This window comes from Streptococcus sp. A23, assembly GCF_043674155.1.
In the GTDB taxonomy this organism is placed as follows: Bacteria; Bacillota; Bacilli; order Lactobacillales; family Streptococcaceae; genus Streptococcus; species Streptococcus suis_V.
On the sequence record NZ_JBIMJP010000016.1, the window covers coordinates 1 to 15,335 of the forward strand.

General features: G+C 46.8%; 15 protein-coding genes and 1 riboswitch. Of the genes, 10 read left to right on the forward strand and 5 right to left on the reverse strand.

What is annotated here, in order from left to right:
* The first annotated feature begins 291 nt into the window (after positions 1 to 291).
* From metK to ACHBIE_RS08875, 7 genes are all read left to right on the forward strand, one after another.
* A complete protein-coding gene (gene metK / locus ACHBIE_RS08845; RefSeq protein ID WP_394733169.1) occupies positions 292 to 1,482 on the forward strand; it encodes a methionine adenosyltransferase in 1,191 nt (396 codons plus the stop codon).
* 31 nt (positions 1,483 to 1,513) lie between these two features.
* Positions 1,514 to 2,113, forward strand: a complete 600-nt coding sequence (locus ACHBIE_RS08850; RefSeq protein WP_105110231.1) for an NAD(P)H-dependent oxidoreductase — start codon at positions 1,514 to 1,516, stop codon at positions 2,111 to 2,113.
* Between the two features lie 119 nt (positions 2,114 to 2,232).
* Positions 2,233 to 3,492 carry a UDP-N-acetylglucosamine 1-carboxyvinyltransferase gene (locus tag ACHBIE_RS08855; protein WP_105110226.1) on the forward strand — a complete coding sequence of 420 codons (1,260 nt, stop codon included), beginning with the start codon at positions 2,233 to 2,235 and terminating at the stop codon, positions 3,490 to 3,492.
* A gap of 42 nt (positions 3,493 to 3,534) precedes the next feature.
* Positions 3,535 to 4,107, forward strand: a complete 573-nt coding sequence (locus tag ACHBIE_RS08860) for a GNAT family N-acetyltransferase (protein ID WP_105123561.1) — start codon at positions 3,535 to 3,537, stop codon at positions 4,105 to 4,107.
* Complete coding sequence (locus tag ACHBIE_RS08865) at positions 4,104 to 4,964, forward strand: methionyl aminopeptidase (protein WP_105123481.1); 861 nt, start codon at positions 4,104 to 4,106, stop codon at positions 4,962 to 4,964. Before ACHBIE_RS08860 ends, ACHBIE_RS08865 begins: the two co-directional genes overlap by 4 nt.
* A 33-nt stretch (positions 4,965 to 4,997) precedes the next feature.
* A complete protein-coding gene (locus ACHBIE_RS08870) occupies positions 4,998 to 5,921 on the forward strand; it encodes a YhjD/YihY/BrkB family envelope integrity protein (protein ID WP_172073777.1) in 924 nt (307 codons plus the stop codon).
* Positions 5,922 to 6,014: 93 nt separating this feature from the next.
* Complete coding sequence (locus ACHBIE_RS08875; RefSeq protein ID WP_394733170.1) at positions 6,015 to 6,710, forward strand: hypothetical protein; 696 nt, start codon at positions 6,015 to 6,017, stop codon at positions 6,708 to 6,710.
* A gap of 87 nt (positions 6,711 to 6,797) precedes the next feature.
* On the opposite strand, the gene ACHBIE_RS08880 is transcribed toward ACHBIE_RS08875, so the two are convergent.
* Positions 6,798 to 7,235 carry a GtrA family protein gene (locus ACHBIE_RS08880; protein ID WP_394733171.1) on the reverse strand — a complete coding sequence of 146 codons (438 nt, stop codon included), beginning with the start codon at positions 7,233 to 7,235 and terminating at the stop codon, positions 6,798 to 6,800.
* Between the two features lie 29 nt (positions 7,236 to 7,264).
* Positions 7,265 to 7,362: riboswitch (PreQ1 riboswitch) on the forward strand.
* Between ACHBIE_RS08880 and ACHBIE_RS08885 the strand changes: the two genes are divergently transcribed.
* The 3 genes from ACHBIE_RS08885 (at position 7,363) to ACHBIE_RS08895 (ending at position 10,652) form a co-directional block, all read left to right on the forward strand.
* Positions 7,363 to 7,872, forward strand: coding sequence for a QueT transporter family protein (locus ACHBIE_RS08885; RefSeq protein WP_394733172.1), 510 nt, complete (start codon positions 7,363 to 7,365; stop codon positions 7,870 to 7,872).
* 193 nt (positions 7,873 to 8,065) lie between these two features.
* Positions 8,066 to 10,222 (forward strand): Tex family protein, encoded by a 2,157-nt coding sequence (locus ACHBIE_RS08890; RefSeq protein ID WP_105123485.1) that lies wholly within the window; start codon positions 8,066 to 8,068, stop codon positions 10,220 to 10,222.
* Positions 10,209 to 10,652 carry a SprT family protein gene (locus ACHBIE_RS08895; protein ID WP_105160853.1) on the forward strand — a complete coding sequence of 148 codons (444 nt, stop codon included), beginning with the start codon at positions 10,209 to 10,211 and terminating at the stop codon, positions 10,650 to 10,652. Before ACHBIE_RS08890 ends, ACHBIE_RS08895 begins: the two co-directional genes overlap by 14 nt.
* A 30-nt stretch (positions 10,653 to 10,682) precedes the next feature.
* Here ACHBIE_RS08895 and ACHBIE_RS08900 read toward each other — a convergent pair whose 3' ends face one another.
* The 4 genes from ACHBIE_RS08900 to ACHBIE_RS08915 form a co-directional block, all read right to left on the reverse strand.
* The gene (locus ACHBIE_RS08900; protein ID WP_105160852.1) at positions 10,683 to 11,108 is read right to left on the reverse strand and encodes a NusG domain II-containing protein; all 426 of its coding nucleotides are present in this window, start codon (positions 11,106 to 11,108) and stop codon (positions 10,683 to 10,685) included.
* 95 nt (positions 11,109 to 11,203) lie between these two features.
* A complete protein-coding gene (recG, locus tag ACHBIE_RS08905) occupies positions 11,204 to 13,222 on the reverse strand; it encodes an ATP-dependent DNA helicase RecG (protein WP_394733173.1) in 2,019 nt (672 codons plus the stop codon).
* A gap of 58 nt (positions 13,223 to 13,280) precedes the next feature.
* On the reverse strand, positions 13,281 to 14,621 hold the full coding sequence (locus tag ACHBIE_RS08910) for an MATE family efflux transporter (RefSeq protein WP_105110216.1): 1,341 nt from the start codon (positions 14,619 to 14,621) through the stop codon (positions 13,281 to 13,283).
* Positions 14,622 to 14,668: 47 nt separating this feature from the next.
* Positions 14,669 to 15,334, reverse strand: a complete 666-nt coding sequence (locus ACHBIE_RS08915; protein WP_105123488.1) for a TrkA family potassium uptake protein — start codon at positions 15,332 to 15,334, stop codon at positions 14,669 to 14,671.
* Position 15,335 lies beyond the last annotated feature (1 nt).

Below are 15,335 nucleotides of genomic sequence, written 5' to 3' on the forward strand. Positions count from 1 at the left end.
TAAGCGGCTTACTAACTTCTCCAAGAAAATAATATCGATTTTCTCGGATTCGTGTCGTAACCCGCTAAGAAAATTTCGTTGAATATGCGACGAAGTCGCAAGGGGATAGTTTCCGCCGTGGTGAAAGTCATAGAATGTTTACATTCTATGACTAGGGCTTGGCAAGACTTAGGTTTGCCAAAAAGAAATGGAACTCCGCAGGAGATCGCTTTCGGCCTGCACCACTTCAGGAAACTATCGGAAAACAGAAATTCTTAGCAAACAAGATTTATTTAAAAGGGGGACATTTTTATGTCAGAACGTAAGTTGTTTACGTCTGAGTCAGTTTCGGAGGGGCATCCGGATAAGATTGCTGACCAGATTTCAGATGCTATTTTGGATGCTATTTTAGCCCAGGATCCAGATGCCCACGTGGCAGCAGAGACAGCTGTTTACACAGGTTCTGTCCATGTGTTTGGCGAAATTTCGACCACAGCCTATGTGGACATTAACCGCGTGGTGCGCGATACCATTGCTGAGATTGGCTATACCAAGGGCGAATACGGTTTTGCTGCAGAATCAGTCGGGGTGCACCCGTCATTGGTGGAGCAATCACCGGATATTGCGCAAGGGGTTAATGAAGCCTTGGAGGCACGTCAAGATGCCAGTCAAGATCCACTCGATTTGATTGGGGCAGGTGACCAAGGGCTCATGTTTGGTTTTGCGGTAGATGAAACGCCGGAACTCATGCCTTTGCCAATTTCACTGAGTCATCAGTTGGTTCGTCGCTTGGCAGAGTTGAGAAAATCAGGCGAAATTGCTTATCTTCGTCCAGATGCCAAGTCTCAAGTAACTGTTGAGTATGATGAAAATAATCAGCCTGTTCGTGTTGATACAGTAGTTATTTCGACCCAGCACGACCCAGAAATCAGTCAAGAACAAATTCGTCAAGATGTGATTGAGCAGGTCGTTAAAGCGATTATTCCGGCAAATTATCTGGATGATCAAACTAAGTTCTTTATCAATCCTACAGGGCGCTTTGTGATCGGTGGTCCGCAAGGTGACTCTGGTTTGACTGGTCGTAAAATCATTGTGGATACCTATGGCGGTTTTGCTCGTCATGGTGGGGGTGCCTTTTCTGGTAAAGATGCGACCAAGGTTGACCGTTCAGCATCCTATGCAGCCCGTTATATTGCCAAAAATATTGTCGCGGCAGGATTTGCCAAGAAGGCAGAAGTCCAGCTAGCCTATGCTATCGGTGTGGCCCAGCCTGTTTCTGTCCGTATTGATACCTTTGGCACCAGCACTGTTTCTGAAAGCAAATTAGAGGCGGCTGTGCGTCAGATTTTCGACCTGCGCCCAGCGGGAATTATCCAAATGTTAGACCTCAAGCGTCCGATTTATAAGCAGACGGCGGCTTATGGACACATGGGACGGACAGACATTGATCTTCCGTGGGAACGACTGGATAAGGTGGATGCTTTGAAAGAGGCCTTGGCCTAGTTGATAGGGAGGTCTTGTGATGAAAAAAGCCCTGATTGTATTTGCCCATCCTCGAAAAGAAAGTTTTACCCATGCCTTGGTGGCACGGGTTGAGCAGGCTTTACGCAAAAATGGGATAGAAGTGACTGTGCGTGATTTGTATGCGCTGGGTTTTGATCCTGTATTGCGTGGAGAGGATGCCATCCATATTGAAAATGGTCAGTTTGTTCGCGATGCAGCTGCCTATCCAGCTGATGTTCAAGTTGAGATGGACTTGATTGCGGAGAGTGATTTGCTGGTTTACATTTTTCCGTCTTGGTGGAATGGGATGCCGGCTATCATGAAAGGCTACGTTGACCGTGTTTTTCAGCATGGATTTGCCTACAGCTTTGAATCCGATGAACCGCGCCAGCTATTTTCCACGAAAAAAGCCATGTTCTTTACTCCAACAGGGCAACCGCAGAATACAGATGGCAGCTTGACACCGATTGACCAAGCCATGAAGTTTTTGACCTCTGATTGGCTCTTCAATAGCAATGACGCCCAAGTTCTTGGCCATGTTTTTTATGGCCGTGTGCCTTATTTGACACGGGATGAATTGGAAGTCTACTTGCAAGATGCAGAAGAGCGTATCCAGAAAATATTCGATTAAAGCAAAGGGGGCCTGCAAGGGCTACCCTTTTCATTTCAAATAACTAGCATTTTCACTAAGCTTGTGGTAAAATAAAACGTATGCCTTTTTGGGCAAAGTTAGAAATGAGAAATTCTAGTATGAGAAAAATTGTAATTCAAGGCGGGAAACCTTTAAAAGGGACTGTTACAGTCAGTGGTGCTAAGAACTCTGTTGTAGCATTGATTCCAGCCATTATTTTATCGGATGGGATTGTAACTCTGGATGGTGTGCCAGCTATTTCCGATGTAGATAGTTTGATTGATATTATGGAGACTATGGGGGCAACGGTCAAACGTGACGGCGAAACTCTTGAGATTGACCCGCGTGGTGTGCAAGATATGCCCATGCCTTTCGGGAAAATCAATAGTCTGCGGGCCTCTTATTATTTCTACGGTTCGCTGTTAGGTCGTTTTGGACGGGCAGTGGTCGGTCTACCAGGTGGTTGTGACCTGGGGCCTCGTCCCATTGATTTGCATCTGAAAGCATTTGCTGCTATGGGCGCTGAAACGACCTACGAGGGCGAGTATATGCGTTTGGCGACGGATGGTTCTCGTATCCGTGGGGCTCATATCTTTATGGATGTTGTCAGTGTTGGCGCGACTATCAATACCATTTTGGCGGCTGTCAAGGCTGAAGGGCGGACAGTTATCGAAAATGCGGCGCGTGAGCCAGAAATCATTGACGTAGCAACTCTTTTGAACAACATGGGAGCCCATATTCGCGGTGCTGGTACAGACATCATTACCATCGAAGGTGTTGACCGTTTGAATGGTACCCGTCACCAAGTCATTCCTGACCGGATTGAAGCAGGTTCCTATATCGCACTTGCAGCAGCAGTTGGGGAAGGTATCCGCATTGACAATGTGCTCTACGAACACTTGGAAAGTTTCATTGCCAAATTGGAGGAAATGGGCGTTAGGATGACTGTTTCTGAGGATAGCATCTTTGTTGAAAAACAGGAGCAGCTTAAGGCAGTCAGCATAAAAACAGCGCCTTACCCAGGCTTTGCGACGGATTTGCAGCAACCCATTACCCCACTCTTGCTCAAGGCAGAGGGGACTGGGACAATTACCGATACAATCTATGAAAAACGTGTCGGACATGTTCAGGAATTGTCAAATATGGGTGCCAAAATCATGACCCGCAGCAATCACATTGCCTTTGAAGGTCCAAACAATTTGGTTGGAGCGCCTGTTAAAGCAACGGATTTACGTGCAGGTGCGGCCATGGTCATCGCTGGTTTGATGGCACAAGGGCGGACAGAAATCACCAATATTGAATTTATCCTTCGGGGCTATTCCAATATTATCGAAAAACTAACAGAACTGGGTGCGGACATCCAGCTAGTAGAAGAATAAAAGAAGGAGGCTGGAAGTCATTCCAGCCTCTCAAGATAGATGATGACTATATGGATGGGCTTGGCAGCGACTGCCAGATTTGAAACAGAACGCCTCATCTTACGGCCTTTTCGCTACGAAGATGGGGATGATTTTTACCAGATGGTTTCTAAGCCAGAAAAGATGCCTTTCATTTTTCCGGCTTTGCCCGACAAGAACTTGGCAGTAGCGACCATGGTGGAGAAATTTATGCGCCAACCCTTGGGCAACTGGGCTTTGGTGGACAAGGTTTCCCAGCAGCTAATCGGTGCGCTCTGTTTTGAAAAAATGGACGAGAGCAAGCTGACTGCGGAGCTCAGCTATTTCCTTAAAAAAGAAAAATGGAGGCAGGGTCTGATGACAGAGGCCGTGCGCAACCTAGTCTTTTTGGCCTTTTATGAATTGGGCTTGCGTGAGCTGACCATCATCACCCATCTGGAAAATGCTGCTAGTCAGGCTGTGGCCAGAAAGGCTGGCTTTGTGCAGGTTGACCACTATCGAGGGAGTGACCGTTATAGTCACAAGACGCGGGACTACCTGAAATTTAGCTTGAAAAAAGCAGACTTTAGATTAGAAATCAATGAGGAGAACCAATGATTACCATTAAATCACAGCGTGAAATTGATGCCATGAATCGTGCAGGAGACGTCTTGGCTGGAGTGCATATCGGATTGCGTGAGCTGATTAAGCCGGGCGTAGACATGTGGGAAGTCGAAGAATATGTCCGAAAGACTTGTAAGGAAAAGAATGTTTTGCCCCTTCAAATCGGTGTAGATGGCGAAATCATGGACTATCCTTATGCCACTTGTTGTGGTCTTAATGACGAGGTGGCTCATGCCTTTCCGCGTCATTACAAACTCAAAGAAGGCGATTTGCTCAAGGTGGACATGGTTCTGAGTGAGCCATTGGACAAATCAGTTATCGATGTGTCAAAACTCAATTTTAACGATGTAGCAGCCATGAAGAAAATCACCCAAAGCTATCGCGGTGGTGTGGCGGATTCTTGCTGGGCTTACGCAGTTGGTCAGGTGTCCGAAGAAGTGACTAAGCTGATGGAAGTGACTAAAGAATGTCTCTATCGTGGAATGGAGCAGGCTGTTGTTGGCAATCGGATTGGTGATATTGGCGCAGCGATTCAAGAATATGCCGAAGGTCTCGGCTACGGTGTAGTCCGTGACTTGGTTGGTCACGGGGTTGGTCCAACCTTCCACGAAGAACCAATGGTGCCTCACTACGGAATTAAAGGCCGTGGTCTCCGTTTACGCGAAGGTATGGTCTTGACCATCGAGCCTATGATCAATACAGGTACTTGGGAAATTGACACCGATATGAAAACAGGTTGGGCTCATAAAACTTTGGATGGCGGTTTATCTTGCCAATACGAGCACCAATTTGTCATCACCAAAGATGGTCCTGTTATCTTGACCAGTCAAGGCGAAGAGGGAACTTATTAAACAGACTCATGCTATAAAAAAGGAGGACAGAAGATGAAGGAGGAAACACTTTTTGAGAAGGTCAAGTCCTTTTTCGGGTCCTTCTTTTCTTTTTATCGATCAGCAGAGGTGGATTTGACCAGCGTGGCAGTGGCCTATTATTTGCTGATTTCAGGCTTTCCCATTTTGCTGACTCTGGCTAATCTTCTGCCCTACTTTCCCTTTGATGTGGAAGAAATCCTGGTCATTCTCAAAGAATTTATTCCAAGTCAGTTTTCTGGGACAGTTTTGCCAACGGTGCGGTTGCTCCTGACCCAACGTTCCTCCTCTTGGCTAGGAATTTCAATTATGACAACGCTCTGGACGGTCTCTAAGAGCATGATGATTTTGCAAAAGGCGGTCAACAAGGCCTACGGTGTCACAGACCACCGCAATGTAATTCTTGCACGGATTGTAGGTGTCTTGATGGGGCTTGGTCTCCAAACCATTCTCATTTTGTCCATTACGCTCTTGACCTTTGGCCAAGCCATTGTCCAATTTATCCGGTCCAATCTGGGTATTGCCAATGATTGGTTGCTGGGGATTTTTAGCCAGGTCCAGTGGATTGCTTATCTAGCCCTGGCGGTTAGTTTGATTATGTTTTACTATGTTTTACCTAATGTAAAAATTCCCAAGCTACGCTATGTTTTGCCAGGACCTGCTTTTGTTCTGGGAGTCTTTATTAGTCTGGGGAATATGTTAGCGACCTATGTTCAGCGTTCGGCAGATAAGATGGTCGATGTCCGCCTGGTGACTAGTTTGGTCTTTCTGGTTGTCATGATTTGGTTCATTCTCTTGAGCCATCTTCTCATAGTGGGAGCAGTTCTCAATGCCACTGTCCAGAGCAGACAGGAGGGCGAATTTGAACAGCGGTCGGGAGATATGAAAGAAACCTGGAAGGCCCTGAAAAGATTTTTTACAAGAAAGCAGAGTACATGACCAGCGAGAGTTGGTCTTTTTTGGTGCGTTTTTCTGGATTTTATGAATAATTAGTGATACAGTTATAAAAAAAGTTGGATACAGGAGGTTGATATGAAATTTAGCCGAATTTTATTTTTATCCTTGTTCAGTTTGATCCTTGTAGCCTGCGGGCTTAGTCAAGGTCAGAATTCTGCACAATCATCAGATTCTGAAGCTACTGTTACTGGGACTTCAAGCAGTGGAACAGCTGAAACTTCTAGTCAATTGCCTTCAAAGCAAGCATTAGAGGCTGATCCCACACCCTTGGATATTGCGAGTGTAGTCAATCTTGCAAATTTGGGTCAGAATCTGTCAGACGGAGGCTATGTTTTTGTTTTTCGCTATACAGGGGCTGGCGGAGAGCGGACAGCAGTTCCGGAGAATCTACAAGGTCAGGTTATCGATGATGGCCAGCGGATTTCTGATTCTAGCGTAGAAAAGATGGGACTCTATGGGCAAAAATACCGGGATTTAGGGGTAGAAGCTGACCATATCCTTACTTCTGAATATTACTTCGTCTGGCAGCATGCCCAGGCTGCATTCGGTGATAATTTGGAAATCAATCGAGATTTGACAGGGTCCTTGAATTTTTCTGACGATCAGGAATTGGAGCAATCCTTACAAAACTTGCGGAATCGGACCATTCAAGTCCCTGAAGCTGGAAAATCAACGATTTTATTTACCCACCAGGGCAAGTTTGACAAGGCCTATGGCTACTATATTCCAGCAGGGACGACCCTGGTATTCAAGCCGGATGGCAGCAACTAACCCAAGCTCATTGCTGTTCTGACTTTTGAAGAGTTTTTGAATGTATAAATTAGATACTTAAAGCAAATAGGTTTGGACCCGCCAAACCTATTTTGTATTTTTAAAAATAAATAATTTACTAAGGACATAGTTGAGGACGATGACCAAGACCTGCGAAAGAGCAGTTGCGATAGCATTGACTTTTTGAATGTCCTGTTGAACAAATTGGCCGATGATGTGAGGGAATTTTTCGACCAGGAAATAGGCTAGAGCCATATCGAGGACCAGGGTAGAAATACGGGCACCGATAAATTTGACCAGCCGTCCCTGCCAACCATTTCTTTCCTGCTTGAAGACATAGCGGTCATTGGTCCAAAAGGCAAAGAGAATGGCAACTGTGTTGGCAATCAGAGTGACCATTAAAATGTTGGGCCAGATGTAAAAGAGGCTGGTTCGCGTGATGATATAGACCAGGGTTGCGGCGACGCCTGCGATTAGATAGAGGATGACTTCATTTTCTAAGAATGTTTTTACTAGTTTTTTCATAAGAACTAGTCTATCATTTTTTTGAAAATTATGCTATACTGGAAAACGTTGTAAATACAACCCTTGGGACTTGCTCACTTTACCCAAGCATATTTCAGGCGGTCAACCCGCTAAAGGAGAATTTTTTATGAAGACATCTACCTTTTCTGTCAGAGATCTGGCAGAGATTGCTATCGTTGCGGCCATTTATGTGGCTTTGACCCTCACACCACCCTTGAATGCTATATCCTTCGGTGCCGTTCAATTTCGGATTTCAGAAATGCTGAATTTTCTAGCCTTTTATAATCCTAAATACATCATCGGAGTGACCATCGGTTGCATGATTGCCAATCTGATTGGCTTTGGGGTCATTGATCTATTTGTTGGTGGTTTTTCAACCCTTATCTTCGTGACACTTGGTGTGAAATTATTTTCAAAATACAAGGACCAATATCTTTTCAATGGTTTGATCAATAAGGCTTTCCTCTATTTTTCCTTGTTTTTCTCATTTACCATGTTTACCATTGCTTTAGAGCTAAAGTTCTTGTACGATTTGCCATTTTTCCTTACCTGGTTGACAACAGCGGCTGGGGAATTGGTTTCGCTCTTGGTCGGGGCAGTCATTATGGATAAATTGGCTAAGCGATTGAATTTGTAACAGAACGAGTTAATGTGAGCAGGGTCTGGACTGAAGTCCAGGCTCTTTTTGCATGTAAGATAGAATGAGCTCATTTAGTTAATCAAAGACAATAGGATTTTCTGGACTATAGCAATAAAAATTGCTCCGCAGACCGGATCTTTGGCTCTCTTTTTGAGCTGTTCAGGTCTTTTTTCATGGTATAATAGAGCTTATGGAAGAAAAATACATGAAGATTGCCCAAGAATTGGGTGTAAGTTTGAAACAGATTGATACGGTATTGACCCTGACAGCTGAGGGCAATACCATCCCCTTCATCGCTCGTTACCGCAAGGAAGCAACGGGTAATTTGGACGAGGTTCTTATCAAGGCTATTATTGACCGAGATAAGGCTTTGACGGCTTTGGCTGACCGCAAGGCGACGGTTCTGACCAAAATTGAAGAGCAGGGCAAGCTGACTGACCAGCTCCGTCAGGCCATTGAAGAGGCTGAAAAGTTGGCGGACGTTGAAGAGTTGTACCTGCCATATAAGGAAAAACGTCGGACCAAGGCGACGGTGGCGCGTGAGGCTGGTCTCTTTCCACTGGCACGCTTGATTTTGCAGTATGGTGCAGACTTAGAAACTCAGGCGGCAAGCTTTGTCACTGAAGGCTTCGATACGCCGACCGCTTGCTTGGTCGGTGCAGTGGACATTCTCGTGGAAGCTCTGGCTGAGGACGCCAAACTCCGTTCTTGGGTCTACCATGAAATCCTGACCAATTCCAGACTTATATCAGAAGTCAAGGACCAGGACAGCGATGAGAAGGCTGTCTTTGAAATCTACTATGAATTTGCCGAGAAAATTGCGAAGATGCAAGGCTATCAGACTCTTGCCATCAACCGCGGTGAAAAATTAGGCATTCTCAAGGTCGGTTTCCAGCACAATCTGGACAAGATGATCCGCTTTTTTGAATTGCGCTTTCCGCAGCAAAATGCCTATATTCAAGAAGTTATCAGTCAGGCCCTGAAAAAGAAGATTATCCCAGCTATGGAGCGCCGTATTCGTACGGAATTGACTGAGCAGGCGGAAGAAGGGGCCATCCAACTCTTCTCGAAAAACCTCCGCAACCTGCTTTTGGTTTCACCCCTGAAGGGCAAGGTAGTCCTCGGCTTTGACCCTGCCTTTCGTACAGGGGCAAAACTAGCGGTCGTTGACCAGACAGGAAAACTCCTGACGACACAGGTTATTCACCCCGTCAAGCCGGCCTCACATGCTCAGATTGCCCAAGCCAAGCAGGATTTGGCGAATCTGATTGGTCAATACCAAGTCGAAATCATTGCCATCGGAAACGGTACGGCCAGCCGCGAATCAGAAAGCTTCGTTGCTGATTTGCTCAAGGACTTCCCACAGGTCTCCTACGTCATCGTCAATGAAAGCGGAGCCTCAGTCTACTCTGCCTCCGAACTGGCCCGTCAGGAATTTCCAGACCTAACTGTCGAAAAACGCTCTGCTATTTCCATCGCCCGCAGGCTCCAAGACCCGCTGGCTGAGCTGGTCAAGATTGACCCGAAGTCCATAGGTGTCGGCCAGTACCAGCACGATGTTAATCAGAAACTTCTGTCCGAGAGTCTGGATTTTGTCGTCGATACGGTGGTCAACCAAGTCGGTGTCAATGTCAATACGGCTAGTCCCGCCCTCCTTGCCCATGTGGCTGGTCTCAACAAGACCATTTCGGAGAATATCGTCAAGTACCGCGAGGAGCATGGCGCTCTGACCACCCGTCAAGAGCTCAAAAAGGTGCCGCGTTTGGGCGATAAGGCTTTCGAGCAGGCGGCTGGCTTCTTGCGTATTCCTAACGGCACTAATCTTTTGGATAATACTGGCGTGCATCCCGAGTCTTACAAGGCTGTCGAGAACTTGCTTGCTCATCTAGCTATCGACCACTTGGACTCTGCTGCGCAGGAAAAATTAGCGACGGTGTCAGTTGCGGACATGGCTGAAACCTTGGGCATCGGTCAGGAAACACTGAAAGATATTATCGCAGACTTGCTCAAACCGGGGCGGGATTTACGGGATGATTTCGAGGCCCCTGTTTTGCGTCAGGATGTCTTGGATGTCAAAGACTTGAAAGTCGGTCAAGAATTGCAGGGAACGGTACGTAACATTGTGGACTTCGGTGCCTTTGTCGATATTGGTGTCCATGAAGATGGGCTTATTCACATTTCCCGCATGGTCAAACGTAAGCGTGACGGCAAAGGTCGTCTTATGGCGCAACCTCACCCGAGTGAAATCCTTGCGGTTGGCGAAATTGTCACTGTCTGGGTGACAGAAGTAGATATAAAACGCAACCGCATCGGTCTGAGCCTCTTGAAACCTCATGGACTTGACTAAGTACGTAGAGCTGGTGTCCAGAGAGGACTTCGGCAAGGAATTTCGTCATGTAGCCATCTGGAATCGCCGTCTGCGCTCGACAGGCGGACGCTTTTTCCCGCAGGATGGGCACTTGGACTTCAATCCCAAGCATCTGGAAGAGTTTGGTTTGGAGGTCTTTCGGCAGATTGTCCGCCACGAGCTCTGCCATTATCATCTCTATTTTGCGAAAAAGGGCTATCGCCACGGGGATAGGGATTTTCAAGAACTCTTACAGGCTGTCGATGGACTTCGTTATGCACCTAAATTGGCACAAGCGCAGAAACCAAATCCCCGCTACAGTTGCACGGCCTGTGGTCAAGTCTACATGAGAAAGCGCAGGATTGACCTCAAGAAATACAGGTGCGGCAAGTGCAGGGGGATGCTAAAACAGCTAAAAAACGAATCATGATAGTTTCGTCATCACGATTCGTTTTTCTTTTTATAGGGGTAAAATCAATTCTTCCTCTGTAGGTTCGCCCCCAACGGCCTTGATTTCAATCATGAGGTTGTGGGGCAGGCAGACGGAGAGTTGACCGGGTTTGCTAATCCAGCCTGTCATGACGGCAATCTGGTCCGGGCTATTGTCTTCCTTGACCCGGATACTCTGACCGTCGACTTCGATGATATTGTATTGGCCAGGATTGGGATAATAGGTGATTTCCTGATGTTTGGTATCGGCAGCTAGTTCAAATTCATCCACGACCTCTCCGTTGATGCGGACATAAGCAATGATTTTTGCTTCTTGTCCCTGCTCTGATAGCTCTGCATAGGTGAGGATAGCAGGTGTGAAGGACAGAACCAGGGCCAGTCCGATGAGCAGGTAGTCGAATAGTTTTAGCTGCTTGAGAATAGTCTTGAACGTCATAGCTCTATTGTATAGAAAAAATCCAGCTTTGTAAATTGCTGGATTGATTTTATTCTGGGGACAGCTTTATAACTGAGTAGCTGACTTGATGATGCCTAATCCAACTCATTTTTCATATCCAGGTGTTGGGCCAGGATACTCCAGCTTGGGTTTTCTTGCCAGTTGGCTTCAGCGGTAATTTGGCTAGCCAGGCGCCTAGCTTCTTCTAGGATAGGATAGTCATCAATGATATTGGCAACCTGAAATTCTGGCAGACCGGATTGGCGGGTACCAAAGATCTCACCAGAGCCCCGCATTTTCAGGTCTGCTTCGGATAGGACAAATCCGTCTGTAGTTTCTGTCATCAGTTTCATCCGTTCCTTGCCGGACTCGGTTTTGGGATTGGCGACCAGGATGGCGTAGGATTGCTTGTCTCCCCGACCCACCCGGCCCCTCAGCTGGTGGAGCTGGCTGAGACCAAAACGATCCGCATCCATGATAACCATAATGCTGGCATTGGGAACATTGACACCAACCTCGATCACCGTTGTTGAGACCAGGATATCTGTTTTTCTTTCCTTGAAAGCCTGCATGATACTGTCCTTTTCCTCGGAGGACATCTTACCATGTAGGAGGTCAATCGTGGCCTTCGAGCCGAAATAGTCCCTCAATTCCTCCGTTAAGGCAACCGCATTTTTCAAGTCCAGGGCTTCGGATTCCTCAATCAAGGGAGAAACGAAGTAGACCTGGCTTTCTTTTTTTAGCTCCTTTGTCATCCAATCCAGTACTACTGGTAGCTGCTGGTGTTTGACCCAGCGCGTGATAATGGGTTTTCGTCCGGCTGGAAGTTGGTTGATGATGGAGACGTCCATATCGCCAAAGGCTGTGATGGCTAATGTCCTTGGAATCGGTGTAGCCGTCATCATGAGAACATCTGGATTGCTCCCTTTTTGACGGAGAAGTTTTCGTTGCTTGACCCCAAACCGGTGTTGTTCGTCTGTGATGACCAAGCCTAATTTATGATAAGTGACTGCATCCTGAATCAAAGCATGGGTCCCGACGATCAAGTCGACCTGATTTTCCTCGATAGCCTTGAGCGCGGCCCGTCTAGGGGCAGCCTTCATTTTACCGGTTAACAGGGCTATGGACAAGTTGGGAAAGAGTCCCTGTAGGCTTTGATAATGTTGCTCGGCTAGAATTTCCGTTGGAACCATGAGGGCAGATTGAAAGCCAGCTGTGTGAGTGGCGTAGATGGCCAAGCCTGCCACAACCGTTTTTCCGGAACCGACATCACCTTGCAGTAGCCGATTCATATGGCGACTGGATTTCATATCTTCTAAGATATCCTCCAGGACCTGATTCTGAGCCTGGGTCAGAGAGAAGGGGAGGGCCTGGATGGCTTGCTGGACAGCTGGTTGGTTAAATGGAATGGCTAGTCCCTTAGATTGGTCACGGTTTTGCGCCTTGAGTTGCTGGAGCTGTAGCTGGAAATAGAAGAGTTCTTCAAATTTAATACGGCGCAGGGCTTGTCTATACTGGTCTAAGTCTTCTGGGAAATGCATGGCCCGTACAGCGTCGACCCGTCCCATGAGCTTGTAGCGTTCCAGTATAGGGCTGGGGAGATTCTCAGTCAGGAGGTCTAAATAGCCTAGGTCTACGGCGGATTTGACCAGTTTGACCAGCTGGGTCTGACTAATTCCTTGGGCGACATGATAGACAGGCTGCAAATCATCTGCTTGCTGGGACAAGATTTTCATTCCCGTCAAGCTAGCCTTGGCTTTATCCCATTTACCCCAAATGACTATATCTTGTCCTACTTCCACCTTGTCGGCCAAATAGGGTTGATTGAAAAAAGAAACGGATACCACCACCTGGTCCTGCTTGATAGAAAAACGAAGGCGGTTGCGTTTGAAGCCATAATATTGCACATTGGCTGGAGTGACGACCTGCCCCATAATCACGGCCTTTTCGCCGTCCATAAGCTCTAAGATGGACTTTGTCTCGTAATCTTCGTAGCGGAAGGGATAGTAGCACAGGACATCTTCCACGCTATAGAGGTCTAGTTTTGTAAATTTCTCTGCTGACTTGGGTCCAATTCCAGGCAAGACAGACAGCGGGTCCTTCAAGTGTTTCATGCTTGTATTATAGCAAAAGTTTGACCAATTTCCCAAAACAAAAACACCCAGTGTCGAACTAGGTGTTTGCCATGGCTTGTTTAAGCCGTTTTCTGTAAATTAGGCTACTAGGTATGAGGACGAGAATGCTGCCAATCCAGGCTGCAGGATTAGCGGCCGCAACGCCATTGAAGCCAAAATAGTGGAGGCCAACAATGGCCACGAGAGCCCGCATGATCAATTCTCCGAAACCAGCCAGCATAGGTACGGCACCATTTCCCAGCCCCTGGATGAAGCTCCTAAGGATAAAGAGGCTGGCCACAATCCAATAACAGGAGGCATTGATAATGTAGTAGGCCAGTGCTAAGTCAAGAACGGTCTCGCTGGCGTCTGCGATGAAGAGACCTGAGAAGAACCGATTTCCCCAGATAAGAACAAGAGCGAACAAGATAGACCAGGCCAAACTGATATAGAGGGTCTTTTTGACCCCTTCCAAAATGCGGTCATATAGTTTAGCACCATAGTTTTGGGCCGTAAAGGTTGAGATAGCCAGTCCCAGATTCACCATGGGCAACATGGCCAATTGGTCCGTCCGTAGGGCAATAGATTGGGCAGCGATGGCATCGGTTCCCAACTGGTTCATCATGACCTGGAAGGTCAAGGAGCCAATGGCAATAACGCTGGCCTGTAATCCCATTGGAAAGCCAATATTGGCATGTTTGATTAACTCCTCTTTTTCAAGTTTCAAATCGCCTGGTTTTAAGTGGTAATGGGGAATTTTTCTCTTGATGTAAATGATGAGGAATATAACGGAGAAGGCCTGGGCCAAGACTGTTGCAAAGCCAGCTCCGAAGACGCCCCATTTCATGGTTAAAATAAAGAAAAAGTCAAGGCCGATATTGATGATGCAGGCGATGATGAGGGCGATAAGCGGAGTTCGCGAATCTCCCAGACTACGGATGGCACTGGACAAATAGTTATAAAAGATGGTAAAGGTCATTCCGCCATAGATAGCTAGAAGGAAGTCGTGGGCGTGCTCGATGATATCAGCAGGTGTCTGCATGAGTTCCAGGGTTGGGCGGAGAAAAAGAAGGGAGACCGTCGTCAGTACCAAACTAACGATGGCAGCATAGAAAAGTCCGTGAACAAAGCTTTTTTTGAGGCCAATCAAGTCCCCTGCACCAAAGCGTTGGGCACTAATAATGGTGAGGCCATTAGTTAAGCCTTGGGCAAAGCCTAGAATCAAAAATGTCAGCCCAACAGTGGCTCCTACACTTGCAAAGGCCGTTGTCCCAAGGGTATGGCCAACAATCATGCTATCAGCAAAATTGTAGGTTAACTGGAAAAAGGAGCCGATTAAGAGAGGGATAGCAAATTGTAAAATAACAGTTAAGGGTTTCCCCTTGGTCAAATCGTTCATATAATCTCCTTAAAATATGAATGATAAATCAGTCAAAACTTGTCACCTTAACCTGTGAACTCTTCAAAATGATCGACCGTGTTGTGGTCCGTTACAGCCATAACGACCTCGTCTTCATTGAAAACATAGTCAGGCGATAACTGGATATTGAGTTCCTTGGTGGTTTTGAGGCGGTAGCCGATAATGTTCATCTTGTAGTTCTGACGCAGCTGCAACTCTGCCAAAGTCTTGCCCAGCCATTTTTTAGGCGGGTAAAACTCAACAATGGACACGTTACCATCCAGCTGGACTAGGTCCGTCGTATTGCGGTGGAGGAGGTGCTTGGCCAGGGAAACGCCTGTTTCTCTTTCTGGTGAAATAATCTTATCAGCACCAATTTTTAAGAGGACCTCTTTAGCGGTCTTGCTCTTCACCTTTGCGATGACCTTTGGAACACCCAGTGCCTTACAGTGGAGGACGGCTAGGACGCTAGACTCCAGATTGTCACCTGTTGCGACGACGACGGTATCACAGCTGTCAATACCTGCGGCCCGCAAGAGGGATTTATCAGTGATATCTCCGACAATACCGCGGGACAGGATAGACTCCAATTGGTTGATTTGATTTTCATGATTATCGACGGCGATAATGTTGCAGTTGTAAGGATGTAGAGTCTTAGCGATAGTGGTACCAAAAACACCTAGACCTAAAATACCGATAGTAAATGATGACATG